Source organism: Streptomyces sp. NRRL S-378, from assembly GCF_000720645.1.
GTDB lineage: Bacteria > Actinomycetota > Actinomycetes > Streptomycetales > Streptomycetaceae > Streptomyces.
This window is the reverse complement of the sequence record NZ_JOBX01000033.1, coordinates 53,891-79,181: the sequence shown is the minus strand read 5'-3', so window position 1 is coordinate 79,181 and position 25,291 is coordinate 53,891. Positions and strand designations below refer to the sequence as shown.

Annotated in this window: 19 protein-coding genes, 1 tRNA gene and 1 pseudogene; 9 read left to right on the top strand and 12 right to left on the bottom strand. The window is 73.5% G+C overall.

Annotated elements, in window-relative coordinates:
* Positions 1-336 precede the first annotated feature (336 nt).
* Positions 337-1,800 (bottom strand): NAD(P)-binding protein, encoded by a 1,464-nt coding sequence (locus IH80_RS0122930; protein WP_030962925.1) that lies wholly within the window; start codon positions 1,798-1,800, stop codon positions 337-339.
* Positions 1,801-2,036: 236 nt separating this feature from the next.
* Positions 2,037-3,083 (bottom strand): NAD(P)/FAD-dependent oxidoreductase, encoded by a 1,047-nt coding sequence (locus tag IH80_RS0122925; RefSeq protein WP_078906699.1) that lies wholly within the window; start codon positions 3,081-3,083, stop codon positions 2,037-2,039.
* A 65-nt stretch (positions 3,084-3,148) separates the two neighbouring features.
* Here IH80_RS0122925 and IH80_RS0122920 point away from each other — a divergent pair, with 65 nt between their 5' ends.
* Positions 3,149-3,769, top strand: a complete 621-nt coding sequence (locus tag IH80_RS0122920) for a helix-turn-helix domain-containing protein (RefSeq protein ID WP_030962923.1) — start codon at positions 3,149-3,151, stop codon at positions 3,767-3,769.
* A complete protein-coding gene (locus IH80_RS0122915; RefSeq protein WP_030962921.1) occupies positions 3,766-4,266 on the top strand; it encodes a nucleotide triphosphate diphosphatase NUDT15 in 501 nt (166 codons plus the stop codon). The genes IH80_RS0122920 and IH80_RS0122915 overlap by 4 nt, the downstream gene beginning before the upstream one ends.
* Positions 4,267-4,452: 186 nt before the next feature.
* Here IH80_RS0122915 and IH80_RS0122910 read toward each other — a convergent pair whose 3' ends face one another.
* The 3 genes from IH80_RS0122910 to IH80_RS0122900 all read right to left on the bottom strand — a co-directional run bounded on the left by IH80_RS0122910 (position 4,453) and on the right by IH80_RS0122900 (position 7,044).
* On the bottom strand, positions 4,453-5,109 hold the full coding sequence (locus IH80_RS0122910) for a GOLPH3/VPS74 family protein (RefSeq protein WP_030962919.1): 657 nt from the start codon (positions 5,107-5,109) through the stop codon (positions 4,453-4,455).
* 125 nt (positions 5,110-5,234) lie between these two features.
* Positions 5,235-5,897 carry a response regulator gene (locus IH80_RS0122905; protein WP_030962918.1) on the bottom strand — a complete coding sequence of 221 codons (663 nt, stop codon included), beginning with the start codon at positions 5,895-5,897 and terminating at the stop codon, positions 5,235-5,237.
* Entirely contained in the window at positions 5,872-7,044 is a 1,173-nt protein-coding gene (locus IH80_RS0122900; RefSeq protein ID WP_030962917.1) for a sensor histidine kinase, read from the bottom strand. The genes IH80_RS0122905 and IH80_RS0122900 overlap by 26 nt, the downstream gene beginning before the upstream one ends.
* Before the next feature lie 175 nt (positions 7,045-7,219).
* On the opposite strand from IH80_RS0122900, the gene IH80_RS0122895 reads away from it, so the two are divergent.
* Complete coding sequence (locus tag IH80_RS0122895; protein WP_030962916.1) at positions 7,220-9,490, top strand: MMPL family transporter; 2,271 nt, start codon at positions 7,220-7,222, stop codon at positions 9,488-9,490.
* Positions 9,491-9,545: 55 nt separating this feature from the next.
* On the opposite strand, the gene IH80_RS0122890 is transcribed toward IH80_RS0122895, so the two are convergent.
* From IH80_RS0122890 to IH80_RS0122880, 3 genes are all read right to left on the bottom strand, one after another.
* The gene (locus IH80_RS0122890; protein ID WP_037880812.1) at positions 9,546-11,642 is read right to left on the bottom strand and encodes an MDR family MFS transporter; all 2,097 of its coding nucleotides are present in this window, start codon (positions 11,640-11,642) and stop codon (positions 9,546-9,548) included.
* A gap of 36 nt (positions 11,643-11,678) precedes the next feature.
* Positions 11,679-13,034 carry a 6-phospho-beta-glucosidase gene (locus IH80_RS0122885; RefSeq protein ID WP_030962914.1) on the bottom strand — a complete coding sequence of 452 codons (1,356 nt, stop codon included), beginning with the start codon at positions 13,032-13,034 and terminating at the stop codon, positions 11,679-11,681.
* 138 nt (positions 13,035-13,172) lie between these two features.
* A complete protein-coding gene (locus IH80_RS0122880) occupies positions 13,173-14,144 on the bottom strand; it encodes a helix-turn-helix domain-containing protein (protein ID WP_234432350.1) in 972 nt (323 codons plus the stop codon).
* Positions 14,145-14,378: 234 nt separating this feature from the next.
* Here IH80_RS0122880 and IH80_RS0122875 point away from each other — a divergent pair, with 234 nt between their 5' ends.
* The 3 genes from IH80_RS0122875 (at position 14,379) to IH80_RS0122865 (ending at position 16,835) form a co-directional block, all read left to right on the top strand.
* Positions 14,379-15,047 carry a helix-turn-helix domain-containing protein gene (locus tag IH80_RS0122875; RefSeq protein ID WP_030962911.1) on the top strand — a complete coding sequence of 223 codons (669 nt, stop codon included), beginning with the start codon at positions 14,379-14,381 and terminating at the stop codon, positions 15,045-15,047.
* Between the two features lie 64 nt (positions 15,048-15,111).
* Complete coding sequence (locus tag IH80_RS0122870) at positions 15,112-15,669, top strand: hypothetical protein (RefSeq protein WP_030962910.1); 558 nt, start codon at positions 15,112-15,114, stop codon at positions 15,667-15,669.
* Positions 15,666-16,835, top strand: a complete 1,170-nt coding sequence (locus IH80_RS0122865) for an MAB_1171c family putative transporter (protein ID WP_030962908.1) — start codon at positions 15,666-15,668, stop codon at positions 16,833-16,835. Before IH80_RS0122870 ends, IH80_RS0122865 begins: the two co-directional genes overlap by 4 nt.
* A 43-nt stretch (positions 16,836-16,878) precedes the next feature.
* On the opposite strand, the gene IH80_RS0122860 is transcribed toward IH80_RS0122865, so the two are convergent.
* Positions 16,879-17,655 carry a DUF4239 domain-containing protein gene (locus IH80_RS0122860; protein ID WP_030962907.1) on the bottom strand — a complete coding sequence of 259 codons (777 nt, stop codon included), beginning with the start codon at positions 17,653-17,655 and terminating at the stop codon, positions 16,879-16,881.
* Positions 17,656-17,742: 87 nt separating this feature from the next.
* Positions 17,743-18,345 (bottom strand): hypothetical protein, encoded by a 603-nt coding sequence (locus IH80_RS43945; protein ID WP_030962906.1) that lies wholly within the window; start codon positions 18,343-18,345, stop codon positions 17,743-17,745.
* A gap of 146 nt (positions 18,346-18,491) precedes the next feature.
* On the opposite strand from IH80_RS43945, the gene IH80_RS0122850 reads away from it, so the two are divergent.
* Positions 18,492-20,261 (top strand): serine/threonine-protein kinase, encoded by a 1,770-nt coding sequence (locus IH80_RS0122850; RefSeq protein WP_030962905.1) that lies wholly within the window; start codon positions 18,492-18,494, stop codon positions 20,259-20,261.
* A 94-nt stretch (positions 20,262-20,355) separates the two neighbouring features.
* Here IH80_RS0122850 and metG read toward each other — a convergent pair whose 3' ends face one another.
* On the bottom strand, positions 20,356-22,071 hold the full coding sequence (gene metG / locus IH80_RS0122845; protein ID WP_030962903.1) for a methionine--tRNA ligase: 1,716 nt from the start codon (positions 22,069-22,071) through the stop codon (positions 20,356-20,358).
* A gap of 389 nt (positions 22,072-22,460) precedes the next feature.
* Here metG and IH80_RS0122840 point away from each other — a divergent pair, with 389 nt between their 5' ends.
* Positions 22,461-23,090: a sigma-70 family RNA polymerase sigma factor gene (locus tag IH80_RS0122840; RefSeq protein WP_234432349.1), complete on the top strand. Its 630-nt coding sequence runs from the start codon at positions 22,461-22,463 to the stop codon at positions 23,088-23,090.
* A gap of 797 nt (positions 23,091-23,887) precedes the next feature.
* Positions 23,888-24,607: pseudogene (locus IH80_RS46155) on the top strand (IclR family transcriptional regulator domain-containing protein); the annotation flags it as partial.
* 399 nt (positions 24,608-25,006) lie between these two features.
* Here IH80_RS46155 and IH80_RS0122830 read toward each other — a convergent pair.
* Positions 25,007-25,091, bottom strand: a tRNA-Leu gene (locus IH80_RS0122830).
* Between the last annotated feature and the right edge of the window lie 200 nt (positions 25,092-25,291).

Genomic DNA, 25,291 nt, shown 5'->3' with positions numbered 1-25,291 from the left:
CAGCGACCTGTTCGCACTTCCCAATCGGCGGCCGAGTCGTCGTGAGGAGCGGGGCGGCCAAGCCTCCGGAACCACGGTCGGCAGCCAGCTGAAAGCCACACCCCGCTCCTCTGGGTGCCTCAACCCTACGAATGGCTGCGGTCAACCCGTGGTCAGAAAGGTAGAGCCGACTGAGACCGGCCCGGGGCTCGGGCGGACCGCCCGCAGCCGACCCCCGCCCGCAGCCGGTCCCCGCCGCCCGGGCGGCCCTACCGGAGCCGGTCCGGCCGCCCGGGCAGCCCTACCGGAGCCGGTCCCCGGCGCTCGCGCGGGCCGGCCGGGGACCGGGCCGCCGCGTCACCCCGCCGTCAGCTTCTCCCACTCCTCCCGGTCCGGCCCCACCTCGTTCGGCGCGTAGTCCGGCCGCGCCGCCAGCCAGTGCGCCACCCGCGCCCGGATCTCCGGGTCCGCGTACGCCCGCTCCGGAGGCTCGGCCAGGTGCCGGACCCGTGCCCGGGCCCGCATCACCTCGGGGTCCTCCAGCGCGCAGTCGAACAGCGCGGCCACCTCGCGCGCCGTCCCCGTACGTCCCGCCCGCGTCGCGAAGCGCTCACCGATGGCCGCGTCGGCGACCACCTGGAAGTCGAACCACGGCTTCAGCGTCCGCACCGCCCACTCGTGGTGGTCCACGGCGAACCGCTCCGACCCCGGGTCCCGGTGCGCCGTACGGGCCACCCTGCGCGCCGCCCACAGGGCGAGCGAGGTGCCCTGCCCGAGGGTGGGGTTGGTGTGCGTGATGGAATCGCCGACCGGCACCAGCCCCGTCACCACCGGCCCCCGCTCGTCCACGAGCGCATTCCAGCGGTTGTCCAGGCTCGCGGTGGCCAGTACGCCCGAGAGCGGCTCGGCGCCGAGCGCCAGCCAGGCCTCGCCGGGCGGGAAGGAACGGGCCGCCCGTTCGAAGACCGCGGGGTCGCGCAGCGCCGAACGCGTGGTGTCCGCGGTGTGCACGAACAGCGTCACGGCGAAGACCCGGTTGTCGGCCGGGAAGACCGCGCACCCGGCGAAGGCGCCGCCGGTCACCGCCCAGGGCCGCCGCGGCCCCTCGTCCGTGCCCGCGGGCAGCCGGTACCAGCGGCAGAAGTACGCGAGCCCCGTACGGTGCCGTTCGACGACGGGCGGCCGGCAGCCGATCGCGCCGAGCCTGCGCTCGATGCCTCCGCGGCGGCCGCCCGCGTCCACGACGAGATCCCCCTCGTAACGGTCCGCCCCGGTGGTCACTCCCGTCACCCGGACCCCGTCGGCCGGTTCACCCCCGGCCGATTCGCCCCCGGCCCATTCGCCGCCGGCCCGTTCGCCCCCGGGCGGGCCCTCCCCGGCCGGCGCGGTCGTGAGTCCCGTGACCTGCTCCCCGTGGCGGACGACCACCCCGGCCTCCGCGCGCAGCGCCGTGGCCAGCGCGCTCTCCAGCACGATGCGCCGCGCCTGGAGCATGACGAGGTCGTCGTCCCCGGGCAGCTCGGGCGGCCGTACGTCGAACCAGTCCAGCTCGTGCCGCTCGCGGGCGCCGAGCCGGAGCATCTCCTCGTACACGTCGGGCAGATCGTCCCGCAGGACGTTGCGGGCGGCTCCCAGCAGGGCGTGCGGCTGGGCCGCCTGCGGCACGGTCGGCCGCCGCCAGCCGAAGAAGTCCCGGTCGAGGGCGGTGCCGGGGGCGCGCGGGTCGCGCTCGAAGAGTTCCGCCGTATGTCCTCGCCGCGCCGCGAGCAGGGCGGTGGCGAGCCCGCCGACGCCTCCGCCGATCACCAGGACATGTGCCATGGAACGTCCCCCCGAACCCTCGGACCGTTGGCCGTACGACGATCAGACCGCCCAGAGCCTGCACGTACGGAGGCGGGCCGAAACCCGCACACGTGTCCGGCGCGCCGTCACCGGGCCGCGGCCCACCCGCCCGGCCCGCCGTCCTCCGACACGGTCCGCCCCGTCCTCCGACACGGTCCGCGTCCTCCGACGCGGCCCGCCCCGTCCTCCGAGCCGGCCCGCCCGCTCCCCGCCGGTCAGCCCCGGCCCGTACGGTCGGCTGCGCCCGCCGCCGCGCTCGCCGTCGCGCCCGCGTGCGGGGTGGCCGCTCGGCCGGCCCCGGCCCGATGCGCCTCCACCGCCCGCCGTGTCTCCGCCTCGATCAGCTCGGCGTTGAGCGCGGCGGCCGCCTGCGCGCCCTGAGCGGCCGCCCCGGCGACCTTCTCCAGCGGCGCGGTCACGTTGCCCGCCACCCAGACCCCCCGCAGCGCGGTGGCCCCGGTCGCGGGGTCGGACTCGACGCACGTGCCGATCACGTGGCCGTCCCGCGTCATGTCCGCGATCGGCAGACCCAGGCTGGTCAGGACGCCCGAACGGGCCGTGAACCGCGGGGCCACCACCAGCGCCCGGAACTCCACCGCGCCCCCGTCGGCCAGGGTCGCCCCGGCCAGCCGGTCGTCCTCGACGACCAAACCGGTCACCTCGCCCTCGACGACCCGGATCCCGAGGGCCGCCAGCAGCTCCCGGTCCTCGTCCGCCGGCGGCCAGGTGTGCGCGAGCAGCGTGGTCCGCTCGCTCCAGTGCCGCCACAGCTGTGCCTGGTGCACGGCGATCGGGCCGTCGGCGAGCACCGCGAGGGGCTGGTCCCTGACCTCCCAGCCGTGGCAGTACGGGCAGTGCAGCACGTCCCGTCCCCAGCGCGCCCCGACCCCCGGCACCGCGGGCAGCTCGTCCACCAGGCCGGTGGTGACCAGCAGCCGGCCCGCCCGCACGGTCGACCCGTCCCCGCAGCGGACCCGGAAGCTCCCGTCGGGCAGCCGGTCCGCGGCGACGGCCGTGCCCGGCCTGATCCGCCCGCCGTAGCCCTCCACCTCCGCGCGCCCCCTGGCGAGCAGCTCGGCAGGGCTCTGCCCGTCCAGGCCGAGGTAGCCGTGCATGTGTGCGGCCGGGGCGTTGCGCGGGCTGCCGGAGTCGATCACCAGCACCGAACGGCGGGCCCGGACCAGGGTGAGCGCCCCGGCAAGCCCGGCCGCACCGCCACCGACGACCACCACGTCGAACGATTCTTCCCGTGAGTTGTCCATGTCTGCGAGGGTCTGCCCGACGCCGCCGTTTGACAAATGTTCTTGCCGAAGCGGCAAATGGAGTCATGGCCCCCGAGAAGCAGGACGACGAGGAACTCACGGAGGTGCTGACCGCAGTGGGCCCGCGGCTGCGGGCCCTGCGCCGGCAGCGCGGCACCACACTGGCCCAGCTCAGCGAGACCACCGGCATCTCGCTCTCCACGCTCTCCCGGCTGGAGTCCGGGCAGCGCAGGCCGACGCTGGAGCTGCTGCTGCCGCTGGCCAAGGCGCACCGGGTGGCGCTGGACGAGCTGGTCGGTGCCCCGGAGACCGGGGACCCCCGGATCCGCCCGCGCCCCTTCGTCCGGCACGGCCACACCTATGTGCCGCTGACCCGCAACTTCGGCGGGGTGCACGCCTTCAAGCAGATCCTCCCGCCCGTCGAGGGGCCGCCGACCGTACCCGAACTGAAGGTCCACGAGGGCTACGAGTGGCTGTACGTGCTGTCCGGACGGGTCCGGCTGCTGCTCGGGGAGCACGACCTCGTGCTCGACCCCGGAGAGGCCGCCGAGTTCGACACGCGGACACCGCACGCCTTCTGCAACGCCGGTCCGCAGCCTGCGGAGTTCCTCAGCCTCTTCGGCCCCCAGGGCGAACGGATCCACGTCCGGGCCCGGCCCACCACCTCTTCGGAAGGACGTCCATGACCACCACCGGCGAACGCCCCGAGCGGCCCGAACGCGCCGTTCCCCAGCCGAACGCCGTCGTCGGCGTCGGCCTCGTCGTCATCGGCCGGGACGGCCGGGTGCTGCTCGGGCAGGCGCACGACGGCCGTTGGGAGCTGCCCGGCGGCAAGGTCGACCCCGGAGAGGGCTTCGAGCAGGCCGCCGCCCGGGAGTTGGCCGAGGAGACGGACCTGCGGGTGGCTCCCGGGGGTGTCCGCGTCCTGTCCGTCCAGATCGACGCCATGTCCGGCCTCACCCGGCTGACGGCGGCCGCAGTCACCACCACTGCGGAGGGCGTGCCCGCCGTCACCGAACCCCACAAGATCGCCCGCTGGGAGTGGTTCGCGCCCGCCGACATCCCGTCGGCGCTGTACGCCCCCTCGGCGGCGGTGCTCCGCACGTGGCGCCCGGACCTCGCGCAGCTGCCGCACGTCCCCTCGTACGACTACCCGACGAAGGACCCGGCTCCGACCGCCTGAGGGCCCGTCGGCCCGATACCTCGTGGCGGCCGCACAGCTCCCCCCGGGGTCGGGCCTCCTGAGGCCGGGCCTCCCGGCCTGCCGCATCGGCGCCGCGGCTCGTACTGGACGTACGTGCGCGGTCCGACAACGCGGCGAGGTGCCGTGCCGGGCGTCGCGACCCGGTGAACCTTTCCGGTCACAGCACTAGCTGACGGCGACGACCGTGGCCGCCATCATCACCACCATCGCGGCCTGCATGTCGCGGATGGCCGCACGGACGCCGTCGGCCGCCCACTGGCCGTCGGCTATCTCCGCCATCCTCGGCTTCACCGAGCCGGGACTGTGCTGCGGGAAGGCCAGACGGTGCAGGTTCGCCGCGTGGAGCAGGGCGATGAGGCCCGCCGTGCGCTCATCGGGCCGGACGCCTCCGAGGACGACCGCGGCCAGCCGCTCCCGCAGGGCGCGCTCGACCGTGCCGTCGACCTCGGGGTAACGCCGCTGGGGGAACACCCCCAGCACCTTGTGCACCTGCTCCGCCACCAGCCCGCGCTCGCCGAGGCGCTCCAGCACGGGGCCGGACACCTTCATGTAGTCCTTCGTCAGCCAGTCCGTCATGCGGCGCCGCCGGCCCCGCAGCCAGGTCTCGATGAGCCGGAGCCGGCCGTCCAGCAGCGGATCCCCGGTGGACTCGGTGCTCCGGAGCTCCATGTGCTTGCCCGAGACCGAAACCCGCTCCGCCAGCACCAGTTCGGTCAGGATCGCTCCCGACAGTGCCGGCGCCACCGACTGCCGCCGCCGTTGCGCCCCGGACGCGTCGTCCAGGGACAGCAGCATGATCTCCTCGGCCAGCGTGATGGTCATTCCCGCATTGGTGGCCATGTTGGTCGCCCCCCGATGTTCGTACGCTTTCGAACAGGAGGACGTCCGGCGGCCGCCGGGAGTTCCGTCCCCCGCGGGGACTTGTGGGACATGGCCCGGCACCCGGTTCAGGTGCCGGGGAGGATACGGCGCGTTTCGTAGGCCCACATCGCGATCTCGACCCGGTTGCGGGCGCCGAGTTTGGCCATCAGGCTGGCCAGATGCGTCTTCACCGTGCTGAGGCTGATGTGCAGTGCATCGGCGATCTCGGTGTTGGTCAGCCCGCGAGCGACGGCGAGGAGCACCTGTTCCTCGCGGGCGGTGACGGGGTAGACCGGCTGGGCCACGGGCCGGCCGGCGGGCAGGTCCGCGAATGCCTGGAGCAGACGGACGGTGACGCTGGGCGCGATGAGCGCCTCACCGTCGGACGCCGACCGTACGGCCTGGGCCAGAAGGTCCGCTCCCGTGTCCTTGAGGAGGAATCCGCGGGCGCCGGCACGCAGTGAGCCGTAGACGTACTCGTCGAGGTCGAACGTGGTGATGACGACCACGGCCAGCGGGTCGGCAACGCCCGGGCCGGCGACCAGCCGGGTGGCCTCGAGCCCGTCGAGTACGGGCATGCGGATGTCGAACAGGCAGACGTCGGGGCGCAGTTCGCGGGCCAGGCGTACCGCTTCGCGCCCGTCGGCGGCCTCGCCGACCACCTCGATGCCGGGCTGGGCGTCCAGCATGATCCGCAACCCGGTGCGGATGATCGTCTGGTCGTCAGCGACGAGGACGCGAATGGACACCGCTCTCGCTCCTCGCTCTCGGCAGTTCGGCTTCGACATGCCAGCCCCGGTCGGTACCCGGGCCGGCTCGTAGTGTGCCGCCGAGCAGCGTCGCGCGCTCGCGCAATCCGGTAAGTCCGTATCCGTCGCGACCCCGGCCGGTGCGCCGGCCGTTGTCGCGCACGCTCACCCGTACCGTGTGCCGTTCGGCGGCGACCCGGACGACGAGCTCGGTCGCGTCGACCGCGTGGCGCAGCGCGTTGGTCACCGACTCCTGCACGATCCGGTAGACGGCCGCGTCCACGGCCGGGGGCAGCGCGTCCAGTTCGCCGTCGAGCCCCAGGTCGACCCTGAGGCGACCACCCGGGGTGCGCACCAGGCGCTCCAGATCCGCGACTCCGGCAGGGGGCGCCAGCTCGGCCCCGACCCCGCGGTCGCGCAGTGCGGCGACCATGGCGCGCATTTCCTCCAGCGTGCGCGCTCCTTCCTCCTCGACGCCCTCCAGCGCCTCGACGGCGGCGGACGGGTCGGTGCCCGCGAGCACCCGGCCCGCCTGGGCGATGATCACCATGGCCGACACGTGGTGGGCCACCGTGTCGTGCAGTTCCCGGGCGAGCTGCTCGCGCTCGCGGGAGCGCACCTGCTCCAACTGCCGCTCGCGAGCGGTCACCCGGAACCGCACGGCAGCCCCGAGCACGCCGGGCACCAGCAGGAAGACGAAGCCCACGACCTTTTCGACGACCGGGGTCCCGTCCGTGACGACGCACAGCGCACCGACCGCGACGATCACCGCGCCGCCCAGCACGATCTCGCGTCCCGATCCCCATCGGGGCAGCGCGTACACCAGCACGAGCACGACCGCGCCTGTGTACAGGCCGACGGGCTCGCGCGGTGCGGCGACGAGCGAGGCCACCGGAAGCAGGATCACCGAGCCGAACGCCAGCGTCACCATCGCCAGCGGGCGGGTCCGGCGCCACAGGGGCAGCAGGCACAGCCATACGGCGAACACCACCGCCACCGGCCGCCACACGACGTTCTCGCGCAGGGTGGCCTCCAGCGCCACGCCGGCAAGGCCGGCGGCGAGCAGCGCCCAGTCCCGCCGCAGCCGGGCGGGCGCGTCGGGCGGCCGGGGTTCGGTCCACAGGGTTCGCAGGTCGTCTCGGAGCACGGTTCTCAGCCTAGGGACCGCGGCGTGCCGCGCATCGGCCGAAAGGACGGGTCGTCACTCCGCCCCGGGGACGACGGATTCGCGGCCCGCGGGCCGATGCCGCGGAGCGCCGTGGCGACGACCCTCGGCATCGGCGGCCGTACAAGGACGGCCGACGAGGTGGTTGGAGGACCCGATGCTCTCGAAAGCCCTGTTGCGCCTGGGCACAAGCGCCGCCCGCCATCCCTGGCGGGTGATCGCGGCATGGCTGGTCGCCGCCACGCTCGCCGTCCTCGCCGCCGTCGCCTTCGGCGGGCGGACCGCGGACTCGATGACCGCTCCGGGACTGGACTCCCGACGGGCCGCGGAACTGATCGAGCGGGCAGGCACCGGCCAGGAGGGGATGACCGCCCAAGTGGTCGTCACCCCCCTCGACGACGGTGCGACGTTCTTCGGCGACGACGGCGCGCGCACCGCACTCACGCGGCTGCGGGCCGAGGTGAACCGGCTGCCGCACGTGCTCGGCACGAGCGACCCCGCGGGGGCGCTCGACGCGGGCGGGGAGACCGCCGTGCGCGGCGGCCTGGTTTCGGCCGACGGGCGGATCGCGGTCGTCCGGGTGCAGTACCCCGACCAGAGCAGGCTGTCGGCCGAAGACCTCGACGCCCTCGTCGATCTCGGCGACCGGCTGCGCGCCGAGCTGCCGCTGCGCATCGAGATGGGCGGGAACCTCTTCTACGCCTTCTCCGACCCCGACGGCGGCGCGAGCGAGCTGATCGGCCTCCTCGCCGCGGCCGCGATCCTGTTCCTGGCGTTCGGTTCGCTCGTCGCCGCCGCGCTGCCGATCGGCATGGCGGTCTTCGGGCTGACCGTCGGGGCGGCCACGATGACGGTACTGGCGGGGGTGACAGAGGTCCCCACCTTCGCACCGGTCCTGGGCAGCATGGTCGGGCTCGGAGTGGGCATCGACTACGCGCTGTTCGTGCTCGCCAGGCACCGGGAGTACCTCGCGTGCGGGCTCGATCCGCAGGCGGCGGCCGGACGGGCGGTGGCAACGGCGGGGCGGCCGGTGGTCTTCGCCGGCGGCACCGTCGTCGTGTCGATCCTCGGCCTGGCGGTCGCGAACGTGCCGTTCATGACGGTGGGCGGGGTCGCCGTCTCGATCGTCGTCCTGACGATGGTGCTCGCGTCGGTGACGCTGCTGCCGGCCTTCCTCGGCGCGGCGGGCCAGCGCCTGGCCCGGGCGGGCCGGATCGGCCGGGCCCTGCAGACCAGGAAGCCGGTCCGACTCGCACGGCGGCGGGACCCGGCGGCAGGCGCCGCCCACGCCGCCGGGTGGCGTCGCTGGATCGGGCACGTCAGCCGGCACCCGGTGCCGTACGCGGTCGGCGCGGCGGGGCTGCTGCTGACCGCGACGCTGCCCGTGCTCGGCCTGCGCGTCGGCCTGCCCGACGACGGCTCACTGCCCCACAGCCGTACCGAGCGCCGGGCCTACGACCTCGTCGCCGAGGGGTTCGGCCCGGGCACCAACGGTCCCCTCGTCATCGCCGCGGACCCCACCGGTGATCCGGGGGTGCTGGACCGGCTCGTCGGGGCGGTCGCGGCGGATCCGGGCGTCGCATCCGTCGCGCCGACGCACATCGACCGGGCCACCGGCATCGCGACCCTCGTGGTGTTCCCGACCACCAGCCCCCAGGACAAGGCCACGGCCGACACCATCGCCCGGCTTCGCAGCGACGTCCTGCCCACGGCGATCGGGCCCGGCCCGGCCAGGGCCCACGTCGGCGGCGCCGCCGCGAGCCTGTCCGATGTGGGCCGACGCACCAGCGAACGTCTGCCGGCGTTCGTCGCCGCCGTGCTGGCGATGTCGTTCCTGCTGCTGATGCTTGTCTTCCGCTCGATACTCGTACCGCTCAAGGCGGTACTGCTGAATCTGCTGAGCATCGGCGCGGCCTACGGCATCATGGTCGCCGTCTTCCAGTGGGGCTGGGGAGGCGCACTCATCGGGCTGGAAGCGACGGTTCCGATCGTGTCCTTCATCCCGATGTTCCTCTTCGCCATCCTGTTCGGCCTGTCGATGGACTACGAGGTGTTCCTCCTCTCCCGCGTACGCGAGGAGTACCTGCGCACCGGCGACAACGCCACGGCGATCGTCGAGGGCGTCTCGCGCACCGCCCGGATCATCACCTCGGCCGCCCTCATCATGGTGGCGGTCTTCCTGTCCTTCGCCGTCGCCGAGGACCCCTCCACCAAAATGTTCGGGCTCGGCCTGGCCACCGCGATCTTCATCGACGCCACGGTCGTACGCATGGTGCTGGTACCGGCGACCATGACACTCCTCGGCCGGACCAACTGGTGGCTGCCGAAGTGGCTGGACCGGATGCTTCCCGGCGGCCCGGCCGGCGCCGACGACACCGACGCGGAATCCACGGGTGGGGCCCCGCGTCCACGGCTGGTTGACCGTTGACTGCCCTTCTTGCGGTCAGGAGCCAGGGCCGACCGGCCGGCCGCGGCACCCGTCCCTAGTGCCGCACGACCACCCTCGGTGCGAAGTTCCCGTCACCCAGGTCCTCGGCCAGCAGCCGCTTGGCGATCGCGTCCGCCGCGACCCGCAGTTCGGCGCTGCGCGGCCGGCCCCGGTCCTTCTCCAGCTGGTCGCCGAGCCACTGGGCCCACGCGGCCGAGATGACGTCGGCCTCCCGCTGCCCGGCCGGCGTGAGGCTGAAGAAGGAGGCCTCCCGGGTGAGGAAGCCCTCCTCCACCATCCGGTCGAACACCGGGAGCAGTACCTCCGGCGGGAGCGAACGCCGGCCTGCGACCAGGCCGATGCTGGCGTAGCCGATCGTCCTCGTCATCAGCTCCACCTGCATCACCGTCCAGGCGCCCGCGATGTCCAGCCGGGTGTCGGAGGATTCGACGATCGCGCGCGCCGTGTCCGCCCCCATGTTCCGTACGAGTTTGCCGACCGCCAGCTCCAGCAGCTTGGCGGAGTCCCCCGAGGCCGTGGCCGGCGAGCCGAAGCCGTCGCCCATGTCCGTGGATCCGGCGCGGGCGGTGTCGCGCAGCTTCACCTGCTTGAGGAAGAGCGCCACGACGAAGCCGAACACCGCCACCGGCACGGTCCAGAGGAACACCGTCTGGAGGGCTTCCGCGTACGCCTCGACGACCGGGGTCGCGGCGGCCGGATCGAGCCGGTGCACGCCCTCCGGGGTCGAGACGGCCCTGGCCAGCGCCGCCGGGTCCTCCCCGGTGGCGCGTGCCGCCTCGCCGACCGCCTCCTCCAGCGACGGCCCCAGGTGGTTCGCGTAGATCGTGCCGAAGACCGCGGTCCCGAAGGCGCTGCCGAGCGTACGGAAGAAGGTGACCCCGGAGGTGGCCGTGCCGAGGTCGGCGTAGTCGACGGTGTTCTGCACGGCGATCGTCAGCACCTGCATGGACAGGCCGATGCCGACGCCGAGCACGAACATGTACAGCGATTCCAGCAGGGTGCTGGTCCCCGGCTGCATCCGCGACAGCAGGTACAGGCCGACGCCCATGACCGCGTTGCCGACGATCGGGAAGATCCGGTACTGCCCGGTCCTGCTGACGACGTTGCCGCTGAAGACGGAGGCGAGCAGCAGGCCGAAGACCATGGGCAGGGTGCGGACGCCCGAGATCGTGGCCGAGTCGCCGTCGACGTACTGGAGGTAGGTCGGCAGGAACGTCATCGCGCCGAGCATGGCGAAGCCGACGACGAAGCTCAGCACGGAGCACACGGCAAAGACCGGGTTGCGGAAGAGCCGCATCGGGATCGTCGGTTCCGCGGCGCGCGTCTCGGCCAGGCAGAACAGGGCGAGCGCGACCGCACCGCCCGCGAACAGGCCGATGATGACGGGCGAGGTCCACGCGTACTCGTTGCCGCCCCAGCTCGTGGCCAGGATCAGGGCGCTGGAGCCGATCGCCACCAGGGTGATGCCGAGGTAGTCGATGACCGGCTTGCCCGAGGCGCGTACCGCCGGGATCGTCCTGGCCGCGGCGACGACCACCAGGATGGCGATCGGGACGTTGACGTAGAAGCACCACCGCCAGGTCAGCTGGTCGGTGAAGAAGCCGCCGAGCAGCGGCCCGATCACGGTGGCGACTCCGAAGACGGCGCCGATCGCGCCCTGGTACTTGCCGCGTTCGCGCAGCGGCACGACGTCGGCGATCAGTGCCATCGCGGTGACCATCAGGCCTCCGGCGCCGACGCCCTGGACCCCGCGCCACACGATCAGCAGCGTCATGTTGCCGGCCAGGCCGCAGAAGAACGACCCGCTGATGAAGACGATGGCGGAGATCTGGAAGATCAGTTTCCGGCCGAAGAGGTCACCGAACTTGCCGACCAGGACCGTCGCCACGGTCTCCGCGAGCAGGTAGGACGTCACCACCCAGGACATGTGGTCCCCGCCGCCCAGGTCCCCCACGATCGTGGGGAGGGCGGTACCGACGATCGTCTGGTCGAGGGCCGCCAGCAGCACGCCCAGCATGATCGTGCCGAAGACGACGTTGCGCTGCCGCCGGTCGAGCACGGGAGGCGCAGCGGCTGCGGCGGGGGCAGTGGTCACATCTCGCACTCTCACAGCCCGGTCGCGGCCCCGCATGCGGCGCTGGGCCGTCGGGGGGAGCCGCGGGACGGCTCAGCGCAGGTACGCCAGGCCCGGATGGGCCGCCGCGTAGCCGTCCAGCAGCCGCCGGGCCACGGTCACGGAGTCGACCAGCGGGTGGAGCGCGAAGGCCTTCACGGCGTCGGCGCGGGAACCGCTCGCGGCAGCCGCCAGGACCTCGCGCTCCACCGCCTTGACGGCCGTCACCAGCCCGACCGCGTGCAGCGGAAGCTGCTCGACGCCCATCGGGTGGGCGCCGTTCGCGTCCACCAGGCAGGGCACCTCGATGACCGCCCCGGCGTCGAGGACGGAGAGCGTCGAGCCGTTGCGGACGTTGAGGATCAGCGTGGCCCGCTCGTCCCGGGCAATGGCCCGCATCAGCGCGAGGGCGACCTTCTCGTAACCCCCGGACTCCAGGTCGCTCTCGTCGCGCTCGCCCACCCCGGCCGCCTCGCGGTTCTCGGCCATGTACGTGGCCTCGCGCTCGGCCCGGGTCCGGTCCCAGGCGGTCAGGGCCGCGCCGGCCGGCAGCCCGGCCCGGCCGGCCTCGGCGTAGAAGCCGCGCTGCTGGTCGCGCAGGAAGGCCCCGCGGGTCTGTCCGGCCTCCTGGTAGGCCCGTACGGTGTCACGGTTGAAGTAGTAGTAGTGCAGGTACTCGTTGGGGATCGCGCCGAGCGAGCGCAGCCACTCGGCACCGAAGAGGCGGCCCTCCTCGAAGGACTCCAGCGCCTCGGCATCGGCCAGCAGCCGCGGCAGCTCGTCGCGGCCGCCGATGCGCAGCCCGCGTACCCAGCCCAGGTGGTTGAGGCCCACGTAGTCGATCCACGCCTCCTGCGGCCGGGCCCCCAGCAGCCGGGCGATGCGCCGGCCGAGACCCACGGGCGAGTCGCAGATGCCGATCACCCGGTCGCCGAGTTCCTCGGCCATCGCCTCGGTGACCAGGCCGGCCGGGTTGGTGAAGTTGATGACCCAGGCCCCGGGGGCCGTACGGGCGATCCTGCGGGCGATCTCCCGGGCGACGGGAACGGTCCGCAGTCCGTACGCGACCCCGCCCGCGCCCACCGTCTCCTGGCCCAGCACGCCTTCGGCCAGGGCGACGCGCTCGTCCGCGGCGCGCCCTTCGAGGCCGCCGACGCGGATGGCGGAGAAGACGAAGTCGGCCCCGCGCAGGGCCTCGTCGAGGTCCCGGGTGGCCGTGACGGCCGGGGCGTCGGGCACTCCGGCGGCCGCGGCCAGGTCGGCGAGGACGCGGGTCATGGCGGCGAGCCGCGCGGGGTCCTCGTCGCAGAGCGTCACGTGGGAGACCCGCCCCTCGGCATGGTCGCCGAGCAGCGCTCCGTAGACGAGAGGTACCCGGAAGCCGCCTCCGCCGAGGATCGTCAGCCGCACGCCCCTACCGCCCTTCGCCCGTGCAGATACCGGTACGGATGACGGACACGGATGCCGTCGCCGGTGCCACGATCGATGACACGATCGGTGGCACGGACGTCCGGCAGCCATCCGCCCCGACCAGTCTGCCCCGGTCGGTCACTCCCCCAGCGACGGCACGGCGCGCAGCCGGGCGCCCTGCTGCTGGGGAATGGCGGTGAGGCTCCGGGGCGGACCCGTCGGCACGCCCAGCGGCCCGGACAGGATCAGGGTGATCCGGGTGAGTCCCATCTCGTCGAGCATGCGGCTGGTCTCGGCCACCATCCGGCAGCGCACCAGACCCCAGCGCGGGTCGGGGTGGCGCACGGTGCGCACCGCTCCGTCCTGTTCGGCGGCCTCGGGCCCGCGCTTGCTCAGCCAGTGGGGGACGCCGTAGCGGTAGGCGGCCTCCATGAACGGATCACGGGCCACCTCCTGACGGATGCTGCACAGTCCCTCGTCCTCCGGGGCCCCGGCCAGCGCGGCCGCGAACTGGGCGAGCAGCGGTACGCACCAGCCCGGTTCGTGGTCCTCCAGCACGGCCGCCGCGTCCGGGTGGAACAGCACGAAGCGCAGGAAGTTGTCGTCCGGCAGGGCCGTCGGGTGCGGCCGTACGGTCTGGAAGAGCTGGTCGAAGGCCGAATTGGTGAGGGCGACGTCCCACCGGTGGTCGACGAGGAAGCTCGGGTACGGCACGGCCTCCATGAGGGCCGCGTAGTCGCACAGGTAGTCGCGCTGCGCCGGGTCCTCGGGGAGCCGGTTCTCGTCGGAGGCGCGCCACGTGGGCGGCGGATCGCGGTCGACCATGACGCGGAAGAGCCAGAAGCACTGCCGCTCGCTCATCTCCAGGGCTTCGGCCAGGGCGAGGAGTTTGCGGTCCGTCCACTCCTTGACGAGCCCGCGCTCCCAGTTGCCGTACGCGCGCACGCTGATGCGCAGCCGGGCGGCGAGGTCCTCCTGACTCAGCCCCAGCTCTTCGCGGCGCTGGCGCAAAATCTCCTTGCGTCGCTCCGAGCGCACGGCGCCGCGTGCGGGCTCCTCGCCCGCCCGGCGGTCCTCACCGGCTCGGGCGAGGCCATCGGACGGGCCCACCGCTGCAAGATGTGGCACTGAGAGCTCCCCCTCCTCCGGTCTGGATCTTCATTTCCGTGTGGCGATCCTGCTACCGACTTCATTCGAGTGTCAACTATTGTGGCAATTCCAGCCTCTTGACAGCTCATTCCCGCCACAGCTGTGGCACGTTCTAGCCCTTCCGGGCGAGAGCGGCTAGATTCCAGAAGCCGACCATGTGCCGTACCGACTTCGCGCGATCTAGGAGAACCACTGGTGACAGACGGCTTCCCGGCTCCCGTCGCGGTGGCCGACGCACCCCTGGCAGCGACCATCACCCGCGTCGCCGAACTCGCGGGGAAGATGGGCCGCGACCTGAACCAGGTCTTCGACCTGCGACGCCTCTCGGAGGCTTCGGGCGTGCCCACGGATGTGGTCAAGACCCTGCTCGACGGCAGGCCGGCCGGCGAACCCGACCTCCAGGCCCGCTTCCTGCAGCGGCTCGACCTGCTCCGGCGCACCCGCGTCAAGCCCAACGGCCGCCGCTACACGCAGCAGGAGATCGCGGACGGCGCCGGCATGTCGAGGCAGCAGGCGGGGGCCCTCATCAACGGCGACCGCCGCCCCACCATGGAGCATTGCGACGCGATCCAGCGCTTCTTCGGGGTGCACGCCGGGTTCCTCACGGCCCACGACGCCGACGCCCTCACCGACGCGCTCCAGCGGACCGAGCAGCAACTGCTCCAGGACTACGCGGGCCGCGCGCGGGAAACCGTACCGGCCGCGGCCGCTTCGGCGGGCGATCCGCTGGCAAGACTCCTGCAGAACCACGGTGTACGGGGCATCGCCTGGCGCGCCGCCCAACTGCCCAGCGACAAGCACCGGGACAAGGTGACCGAATGGCTGGACATGCTCCTCGAAAGCGTCAAACCGAACGAATCCTGACCCAGTCGAAAGCCTGGGTCTGATCCTTGAGTCCTGATCCGGATCCGCGCCGACGGGGAGAACGGTGAGCATAGGCAGAGAGCAGCGGCGGTTGTGCGGGGAGCTGGTGGCCGGTATCCGGCTGACCGCCCCCGTGGAGCCCGTGGACCTCTACGCTGCCCTCTGTGAGGGCATGAGCAGACACCGCGGCCGCCGGGTCGACTTCCGGATGGCTTCGTTCCCGCCCCGGACGGCCAGCGGTCTGTGGCTCGACATGGCGGACCGCGATCTCGTGGTCATCGAGGAACGCACCGCACCCGACCACCAACTGGTCATCCTGGGCCACGAGCTGTGGCACATGAAGGCCGGCCACTGCAGCCACCACGTCGACGGCGCCGCCGTCGCCGCGCGGCTGCTGTCCGACGAGGCCGACATCGGTGAGACGGTCCGCCGCGTCGCCGCGCGCACGCGCGCCGACGTCCAGGAGGAGACCGAGGCCGAGACCTTCGGCTTACTGCTGAGCAGCCGCTGTCGGAACTGGCTGGCCGGGTCGGCGAGCCACCGGCCTCCGGTCCAGCGCGACGACCTGGCCGGGCGGATCGAGGCCTCGCTGGGCTACCGGGGACTGAGGAACGACCGTTGACCGGTGAGGACTACTACATACCGGCAGCAGCGATGGCGATCTCCCTCGCCTTCAAGCTGCCGGCCCTGCGGCACAACTGGCGCGACCCGCTCCTGCGCTCGGTCGTCGCCCTGCTGACCCTGGCGGGGGCGGTGTTCGCCTTCGCCGCCCCGCCGACCATCGCGGCGGTCAACCGCTGGACCGGGATCGCCAACTTCTCGGCCCCGCTGGTGTACTGCCTGATCACCGCCTTCAGCGCCTCCTGCCTGGTCCTGATGGTCAACTGGCGGGGCGGGCGGCCCGAACAGACCCGGCGCGTCTCGCGGCGCTGGATCCTCGGCTACAGCATCGTCATCGTGGCCCTGGTGGTGCTGTTCGCCCTCGGTGAGGCCCCCGAGGAACGCCTGCGGGACTTCGACACCTTCTACGCCAACACGCCCTACGTCGGCCAGATGATCGCCCTCTACCTGCTGGCGCACCACGTCGCGGCCGTGGTGATGGTCGTCCTGTGCTGGCGCTGGTCGCTGCAGGTGCGCGGCTGGCTGCGGGTCGGCCTGATGATCATCGTCGCCGGCTACATCTTCAACCTCGGTTACGACGCCACGAAGATGACCGCCGTCGTCGCCCGCTGGCTCGGCCACGACCTCGACGGCCTGAGCACCTACGTGGCTCCTCCGCTCGCCTCCCTGGGCGCACTGATCAGCGCGATGGGCTTCGTGGTCCCGCTCGTCTGCCAGCGGCTGTCGGACCACTGGCAGACCTGGGCGACGTACCGGCGGCTCGGCGCGCTGTGGCAGGAGGTGCAGATCTCCGCCCCCGTCGGGACGCCCTCCGTGCAGATGGCGTGGTGGACGGCGGCGGAACTGCGCGTGATCCAGCGGGAGTCCGACATCCACGACGGGTTCCTGCACCTCGGCCCCTACTTCGACAAGGGCCTTCGCGACGACGCCTACGACCGCGCCGTGGCCGACGGGGCCGACGAGGAGACCGCCCGCGCGGTCGCCGACGCCGCCATGGTCGCGGCCGCCGTACGGGCCCGCTCCGCGGACCCGGAAGGCAAGGTCATCGGCGAGGACGAGGAGACCCTCCCGGCCACCTCCGACGGCCCCCGCGACCTCCTGCGCATCTCCGACGCCCTACGACGCTCCCCGGTGGTCCAGGCGGTCCGCCGGCAGGTGACCGTCTGACCGTCTGACCGTCTGGGTCCACCCTCGGTGGCGGTGTCGCCGGTCAGCGGGAGGCGCTCACCGCCGTTTTCGGGAACAGGTCCTGGAACGGGCCCGCCGAGTCGATGCCCTCCCGGCCGTACGGCGCGTCGAAGCTCCACACCATGAACAGCAGGAACACGATCAGCGCGCTGAAGAGCCCGGCGAGCAGCAGCTCCCGGCCCGAGCGCCGGATCTGCAGCGTGAAGATGAGCCCGACGGTGACCACCCCGCCGACCAGCAGCCCGAACCACACCACGCCCGGCAGCGTCGACTCGGAGCTCTGGGTCCGCGAGTGGCGGGCCTCGTCGGCGGCCGCGATGTGGTCCAGGAGCGGCTGGTAGGCCTGCGCCTGGAGCTCGGTGGCCGGGCTCTGGTGGGTGACGGACGTACGGAGCTTGCCCAGCAGCTCGCCGCCCTCGGCCGACGCGCTCTCACCGGAGGTCAGCAGCGGCCAGTCCACGGCGACGGTGTGGGCGACGTAGGCGTCCACCTCGCCGCGGATCCGGTCGCGGACCGCGGCCGGGTAGACGTCGGAGCGCTGGGTGACCTCGTACAGGGCCTGGGCCTCCCGGCGCACGCTGTCCTCGGCGGCGCCGCGCGCCTCCCATACGCCCGCGATGGCCAGGCCCAGCACGATCGCGTAGACCACACCCACCATCATCGTCATGTACTCGATGACGTCGGGGGTTTCGCTGGTGTCCTCGTCGGCGGCGGCCCGGCGGTGCCGGATCGCCGTGAAGGCGAGGACGAGGGCGCAGACGAGCACCATGGCAATGGCCAGGACCAGCCATTCGGACACGTGGATTCTCCCGGTGTGGATCGGTGGGCGGACGGAGGTGCGGCGGACGGGGTGCCGCGGACGGAGGTGCGGACGGAGGTGCGGCGGTCAGCCGCGGCTCTTGGAACGTGGGCGCAGGGCCGCGGCGGCGAGTACGGCCGGGGTGGTGACGACGACCATGAGCATCACGGTGGACATCCCGCCCGGGCCGCGCCGTTCCACGGCGACCGCGCGGTACGGACGCACGTGGAAGGCGCTCACGGGCGCGGTGGCGGCCCCGGGCCGGGGCGGGGCGGATGCTTCGGCCGGTCCCGGCCCGGCCGCCGCCCCGGGACCCGGCGGGGGCGGCGGCTCCCCGATCGCGGCCTCCGCCTCCGCCTCTGCCTCCGCCTCTGCCTCCGCGGAAGGCTCCGCCGGACCGGCAGCGGCCTGCGGCTCCGACGGCCCGGGCAGCACCACCGCGGGCCGTCCGGGCCCGGGGGCCCACCCGGGGTGGCGCACCGTGAGCCCGGCGTCGGCGCCGGGCACGGCCACCCGCACCGAGGGCCGGCCGGACGGCGGTACGACGGGCCGCTTCGGCTGCCCGGCGGGCACGCACAGGTCGACACGGGCCCCACGGCCGGGGCCGTCGCCCGCGACCGCCACGTGGCCGTGCAGCGGACACAGCGCCGCCACCAGACCCGCCCCGGCGAAGTACTGCCAAGCGGTCACCGCGCGTCCTCCCGATTCCGCAGCAGACATGAGGGCTACGTCTGAAGAAACGATCAAGGCCCGGCTTCGACACGCGGCGAAGTGGTGGAGATCCACCGCCGTGCCGCAGGCGCACGAGCTCTCCGGCGGTGCGGCATGATGTCGCCATGCTGACCGAGGGGGAGAACGCCCGACTGATCGCCGGGCGTTATCGACTGGACGCCAAGCTCGGGCGCGGCGGCATGGGGGTCGTGTGGCGCGCCACGGACCAGTTGCTCGGCCGCCGCGTCGCCGTCAAGGAGATGGCGCTCGACCCGGCGCTGTCCCCGGACGAGGCCCGGCTCCAGCGGGAACGCACCCTGCGCGAGGCCCGCGCCGCCGCGCGGGTCAAGCACCCCCACATCATCGTGGTGCACGACGTCGTCGCGGACGGCGAACGGCCGTGCATCGTCATGGAACTGGTCGAGGGCGGCTCCCTCGCCGACCGGCTCGCCCGGACCGGGCCGGTGGACGTCGCCGAGGCCGCCGGTATCGGCATCGCGCTGATCGGCGCCCTGCGGACCGCGCACGCGGCCGGGGTGCTGCACCGCGACATCAAACCGGCCAACGTCCTGCTGGAGGCGCCGGGCGGCCGGGCCGTCCTCACGGACTTCGGGATCGCGCAGGTGTCGGGGGCGACGACCCTGACCGCGACCGGGGCGTTCGTCGGGTCTCCCGAGTACACCGCGCCCGAACGGATGTCGGCGCAGTCGCCGGCCGGGCCCGAGTCCGACCTGTGGTCGCTGGGCGCCCTGTTGTGCGCGGCCGTCAGCGGGGTGTCCCCCTTCCGGCGGGACTCGCTGGGCGGGGTCCTGCACGCGGTGGTCTACGACGAGATCCGGCCGCCCGCCGCGTGCGGGCCGCTGCTGCCGGTGGTGCGGGGTCTGCTGGAACGCGACCCCGCCGCGCGGCTCGGCGCGGACGAGGCGGAGGAGCTGCTGCGGCCGCTGGCAGCGTCCGCGGCCGGCCACGCGCTGACGCGGCGCAGCGTCCCCGAAGTGCCCGACGCCCGGACGACGCGGCCCCGGACGACACCCTCCCGGACGCCGCAGCCCCGGACGCAACCGGCCGGGACGACACCGGGCCGGACCGAACCGGCCGGAACGGCACCGGCCCCGACGGAACCGGCCCCGACGGCGCCTCCCGTGGCGCAGACGGCGCCCGTGTCCGCGCAGGCGGCCGGCACCCCCGCACGGCGGCGGCCGGGTGCGGCACTGATCGCCGGCCTGCTCGTGGCCGCGATCGTGGGCGCGGGTGCGTCGGCCACTGCGCTGCTGATGAACGAGGACGACCCGGCCGACCGCGCCGACCGGGCCGCGGCCACGAGCGGCGCCACGGGCGGCAGCGCGGGCGGCGCCCCGGCGGCACCGCCGGGCGCGCAGGTCTCCGCACCCGCACCGGTGCCGTCGGCTCCGGGCGGGCGGACCGGTCCGCCGTCCGACGGCAGGGCCGTCCCCGCCGGCTACCGCGTCGTCCAGGATCCGGCGGGCTTCTCGCTCGCCGTCCCCCAGGGCTTCATCCGCAAGGCCGACGGCCCGCGGATCTTCTACATGTCGCCGGACGAGACCTTCCGCATCGGCATCAAGGTGTCCGCCGCCGAGCCGGGAGGGCCACTCGCCGTGCACGAGCGCTCCCACGCCGAGGGGCCGGCGACCAACCCCGGTTACCGTGACGCCGAGGTCTCCGTGAGCACGCACAACGGCCGCGACGCCGCCCTGTGGCTGTTCACCTGGAACGGCTTCTCCGCGGCCGAAGGCCCCCGGCACACCCGTGACCTGTGCTGGGAGGAGGACGGCCGGCTCTACGACGTGTGGGTCTCCGCCCCGGTCGGCCGCACCGCCGAGTCCCGCGGCCACTACGACACGGCGGTCCGCACCTTCACCCGCGCCGCGGGCTGAGGCCGGCCGCCGTGCGTCCGGGTACGCCGGAAGGGGCGCGACCCGGCGGTCGCGCCCCTTCCGGTCGGTGGAACGGCGGTCCGCCGTCCCGGTGTCAGCCCGCCTCGGTGCCGCCGAAGCGCTCGCGGTAGGACTCCAGGTCCTCCTCGGTGACCCGGGCGAAGAGCACCGGCGGCACGGTGAACGGGGTCCCGGCCGGGACCGCGTCCAGGGCCTTGGCCTGCTCCGGGGTCACCCACGTGGCGGTGTCGTCGGCGAGCGCGAACGCGGAGCGCATGGCGCGCGCCGAGGCCGGGATGAACGGTTCGGAGACCACCGAGTAGAGGTGGATGAGGTTCATCGCGGTGCGCAGGGTGAGCGCCGCGGCCTCCAGGTCGGTCTTGACCTCCAGCCAGGGGGCCTTCTCGTCCAGGTAGGCGTTGCCCGCGGACCACAGGGCGCGCAGCGCGGCCGCGGCCTTGCGGTACTGCAGGGTGTCCATGTGGCCCTCGTACTCGGCCAGCAGTTCGGCGATCTGCTCGCCGAGCTTCGCCTCGGCCTCGCCCGCGGGGCTGCCGGCCGGGACCTCGTCGCCGAACTTCTTGCGGGAGAAGGTCAGTACGCGGTTGACGAAGTTGCCGAGGGTGCCGCCGAGGTCCTTGTTGACCGTGGCCGCGAAGTGCTCCCACGTGAAGGACGAGTCGTCGGACTCGGGGGCGTTGGCGATGAGGAAGTAGCGCCAGAAGTCGGCCGGGAGGATCTCCAGCGCCTGGTCGGTGAAGACGCCGCGCTTCTGCGAGGTGGAGAACTTGCCGCCGTAGTACGTCAGCCAGTTGAAGGCCTTGACGTAGTCGACCTTCTTCCACGGCTCGCGGGTGCCCAGCTCGGTGGCGGGGAACATGACGGTGTGGAACGGGACGTTGTCCTTGGCCATGAACTGGGTGTAGCGGACGTCCTCGGCCTCGTACCACCAGGCCTTGTAGTCGCGGTTCGCCGGGTCGGCGTCCGCCCACTCCTTGGTCGAGGCGATGTACTCGATCGGGGCGTCGAACCAGACGTAGAAGACCTTGCCCTCGGCCGCCAGGTCGGGCCAGGTGTCGGCCGGGACGGGAACGCCCCAGTCGAGGTCACGGGTGATGGCGCGGTCGTGCAGGCCCTCGGTCAGCCACTTGCGGGCGATCGAGGAGGCCAGCTGCGGCCACTCCTCCTCGTGCTCGGCGACCCAGGCCTCCACCTCGTGCTGCAGCTTGGACTGCAGGAGGAAGAGGTGCTTGGTCTCGCGGACCTCCAGATCGGTGGATCCGGAGATGGCCGAGCGCGGCTCGATCAGGTCCGTGGGGTCCAGGACGCGGGTGCAGTTCTCGCACTGGTCGCCGCGGGCCTTGTCGTAGCCGCAGTGCGGGCAGGTGCCCTCGACGTAGCGGTCCGGCAGGAAGCGGCCGTCGGCGGGCGAGTAGACCTGCCGGATCGCCCGCTCCTCGATGAAGCCGTTCTCCTGGAGGCGGCGCGCGAAGTGCTGGGTGATCTCGACGTTCTGCGGCGAGGAGCTGCGGCCGAAGTAGTCGAAGGACAGCTCGAAGCCGTCGTAGACCGCCTTCTGGGCGTCGTGGGCCTGCGCGCAGAACTCGGCGACCGAGATGCCGGCCTCCTTGGCGGCGAGTTCGGCGGGCGTGCCGTGCTCGTCGGTCGCGCAGATGTACAGGACGTCGTGGCCGCGCTGGCGGAGGTACCGGGAGTACACATCCGCCGGAAGCATCGACCCGACCATGTTGCCCAGGTGCTTGATCCCGTTGATGTAGGGAAGCGCGCTGGTGATCAGGTGTCGAGCCATCCTCGGATGCTCCATTTCCTATGTGCGGTGCAACGTGACGTCACGGATTGTGAGTGCGGTCATCGTATCGAACCGCCGAAAGGCCACGCGCCGCATTTGTTCTCGGGTGGACGTAAAGCAAAAGCGAGGACTGTGACCTCTGCGTCACGGCCCTCGCGATCGGGCCCATGGTACAGCGGGGCGGTGGAGCGCCCGACCGGAGGCCCGACCCGTGATACGGCCGCACCGGCGGGCGGCATATGCATACGTGCTGGCTGGCGCCTCGCCCGATCGGGAACGATCACGGTTCGATCATCCGCGACGCATTGCTTCCCAGCTTTCTCCTCTGCGCCCCCCGAGTGCGCCCACGCTGCTTTCCTGTTCTGCACACCAGGGGATGAGGTGGAGCCGTGAGCGATGGCGGACCGGAGGAGTCCGGTGGGGCCGTGGGACTGCCGAGCCGGCGTCGGCGGCCGACGCCCATGAGCCAGTGGGACCCGACGGCACGGCTGTCGTACTGGGCCTTCCATGCCAACCGGCGCCCTGCCTACATGCGCTTCGCGTATCTGCAGCTGGGCTCGGACGCGGCGGCCGAGGCGGCGGTCGACGCCGCCTTCGACTCGATCATGGGTGACTGGCTGAGGATGCTCCACATGGACCGCCTGGACGCCTACGCGTGGACCGTCCTCAAGCACTGCCTGGTCGACCGGCAGCACCGGCTCCACCCGTGGCAGCAGGAGCCCGAGCCGACGGACATCAGCGCCTTCGAGGCGGCCCTCAAGGAGGCGCACGCCGACCAGTACGAGGTGCTGACCGACACCATCCGCTTCTACTCCGCCGTCTCCCGGCTCGCCGAGCGCCAGCGCGACGCCGTGCTCCTGCGGTACGGACTGCAGTGCACCCCGGGTGAGGCCGCCTCCGTGATGGGCGTCGACGAGGCCACGGTCCGCTCCCAGCTCGGCCAGGCCCACCGGCGCCTCGCCCGGCTGCTCGACGCCTCCGCCGATCCGGCGGAACCGGCCGAACCAGCCGGGTCATGAGGCGCCGCGACCGGCTGGAGCGGCCGGACGGCGACCCGGCGCCCCGCTCCCTGGCCGAGTTCCTCGCCCGGGCCGGCGTCCGCGACCGCTACCGCCACTACGACCTCGGCGCGGCCGAGGCCCGGCTGCTGCGCGCCACACCGCACCCGGCCGCCCCGCACCGTGCCCGGCGCCGGGCGGCCCACGGCTGGAGCGACCCGGTCCGGGACCGGCCGCTCGACTCCGAGCGGGCCCGGCGCGACCTCAAGGCGATCTGCCTGGCCTCCGTGTGCGCGCCGGACGCCGCCACGCACCTCGACGCCTTCACCGGACTGCGCACCGACCTGAGCGGCGCCGTCGTCTTCGGCTGCCTGCTGCACCTCGCCGGGATGCGCGAAGGCGCCCGGTTCTGGTGGCAGTTCGCCGCCGCGTCCGGCAGCGCGCGGGCCGCCGCGGCCGCCTACTGCCTCTTCCTCGACCACTCCCGGCGCGGCGAGCACCACGATGCCCGGCACTGGGCGCGCGAGCTGGGCCACCGCGGCTTCCGGCCGAGCGGCCGGCGCGACCTGCGCGAGATCCGGCTGTGCGCGCAGGCCGCCGTGCTTCGCTACGTCGAGCAGTGCGACGACCCCGATCTGGGGCCCGTGCCGTTGCCGAGGGCCGGGCTGTCGGGGGCGCTGGGCGCGTTCCTGCCGCCGCCGCCCGTCACGGTCGTGGCGCCGGTGGCAGCGGTCCGGCCGGCCGCCGGGCCGCTGCGCCACCCCGCGCTGACGGCCGCGGCCCGCGGGACCGTCGTCCAGGGCGGTACGGGCGAGGCACTGGCGGAGGCCCGCCGCGCCCTGGCCGTCGTACGCGTCCTGGAGCGGCACCCGCTGGGAGTCCGGGCGGCCCAGCTCGCACGGGAGTCGGGCCTCGCGGAGGCGGAGCTGCCCGCGCTCCTGGCGATGCTGTGCGAGGAGGAGTACGCGTACCGGCCGGGGGCGGGGGTGTACGGGCGCGGCCCGGCCCTGGACCGGCTCGCCGCCCCCGGCGGCCAGGGTCTGGCCGGGCAGCTCCAGCGCACCCTCGCCCTGGCCCGGGACAGCGCGGGCGCCGCAGTGTACCTCAGCCGGTACGCGGGGGGCGAGGTGCACATCACGCAGATGGCGGCCGGACCGGCGACCCCGCCGGTCCGGGAGTGGGTCGACTTCCGGGACGCCGCGCACGCCAGCGCGGTCGGCAAGTGCCTGCTGACGCAGCTCGACCACGACCGCCGCGCCGATCACGTGGCCCGGCACCGGCCCGCCCGGCTCACCCCGCAGACCATCACCGACAGCCGGGCCCTGTTCTCGGCGCTGGACGCGGTGGCCCCGGGCTCTCCCGTCTTCGACCTGCTCGAATACGCCCCCGGGGTGGTCTGCTCGGCCGTTCCCATCGCCGCGGGCGGCGCCGCGGGGAGCCTCGCGCTGTCCCTGCCGGCGTCCCATGCGCACCGGCTGCGCGCGGCCACGGGGACGCTGCGCCGCAAGGCCGTTCCGGTCCTCCTCGCGCTGCTCCTGACCGGTGCGATCCCCCCGGACCCGCCGGAGGCTGCGGCCGCCCCCGCCGCCGAGCCCGGCTCGGCACCCGAGGGGCAGCCCGAGCCGCAGCCGCTGCGGGCCCCGGTCACCCCGGAAACCCTGCGCCACCTCCGGCGGCTCTTCCGCACCCCGCTCGCCGAGGCCGCGGCGGCGCCCCAGGGCCCGCACCTGGTCAGCGACACCACGTCCGGGGCGGCCTACCTCTTCGACGCCTCCCCCGACGGCGCCGTCCCCCGCCTGTCCCTCCCCCACACCTTCACCTCGGTCACCCCGGGCAGCCTGACCCGCCCCTCGGGCCTGGTGGTCCTGGGCACGTGAGGGAGCGGGGCCGGGGCAACACGAAGAAGAGCCCCACACGATGTGTGGGGCTCCCGCTTGTGTCCGAGGGGGGACTTGAACCCCCACGCCCGATAAAGGGCACTAGCACCTCAAGCTAGCGCGTCTGCCATTCCGCCACCCGGACCGGTGGTCGGCCCCGGTTTCCCGCGGCGACATGGACAACAATAGCAAAGGATCGGCGGGGCTCCGACCACTTATCCGGGCGGCCGTGGTCCGCCACGCCGGGCTGACCTGCGGGCATGTCCGAACGAGAGGTGGCGGGACGGTACGTCTCGCCGCGGCCCGGGCGGCGGATGTGGGGATCCGGGTGGACAGCAGTGGGCC

What these genes read in the sequence shown, in the direction of transcription:
- IH80_RS0122930 (WP_030962925.1), bottom strand. Translation starts at nt 1,800, where the DNA reads ATGGCACATGTCCTGGTGATCGGCGGAGGCGTCGGCGGGCTCGCCACC.
- IH80_RS0122925 (WP_078906699.1), bottom strand. Translation starts at nt 3,083, where the DNA reads ATGGACAACTCACGGGAAGAATCGTTCGACGTGGTGGTCGTCGGTGGC.
- IH80_RS0122920 (WP_030962923.1), top strand. Translation starts at nt 3,149, where the DNA reads ATGGCCCCCGAGAAGCAGGACGACGAGGAACTCACGGAGGTGCTGACC.
- IH80_RS0122915 (WP_030962921.1), top strand. Translation starts at nt 3,766, where the DNA reads ATGACCACCACCGGCGAACGCCCCGAGCGGCCCGAACGCGCCGTTCCC.
- IH80_RS0122910 (WP_030962919.1), bottom strand. Translation starts at nt 5,109, where the DNA reads ATGACCATCACGCTGGCCGAGGAGATCATGCTGCTGTCCCTGGACGAC.
- IH80_RS0122895 (WP_030962916.1), top strand. Translation starts at nt 7,220, where the DNA reads ATGCTCTCGAAAGCCCTGTTGCGCCTGGGCACAAGCGCCGCCCGCCAT.
- IH80_RS0122890 (WP_037880812.1), bottom strand. Translation starts at nt 11,642, where the DNA reads ATGCGGGGCCGCGACCGGGCTGTGAGAGTGCGAGATGTGACCACTGCC.
- IH80_RS0122850 (WP_030962905.1), top strand. Translation starts at nt 18,492, where the DNA reads ATGCTGACCGAGGGGGAGAACGCCCGACTGATCGCCGGGCGTTATCGA.
- metG (WP_030962903.1), bottom strand. Translation starts at nt 22,071, where the DNA reads ATGGCTCGACACCTGATCACCAGCGCGCTTCCCTACATCAACGGGATC.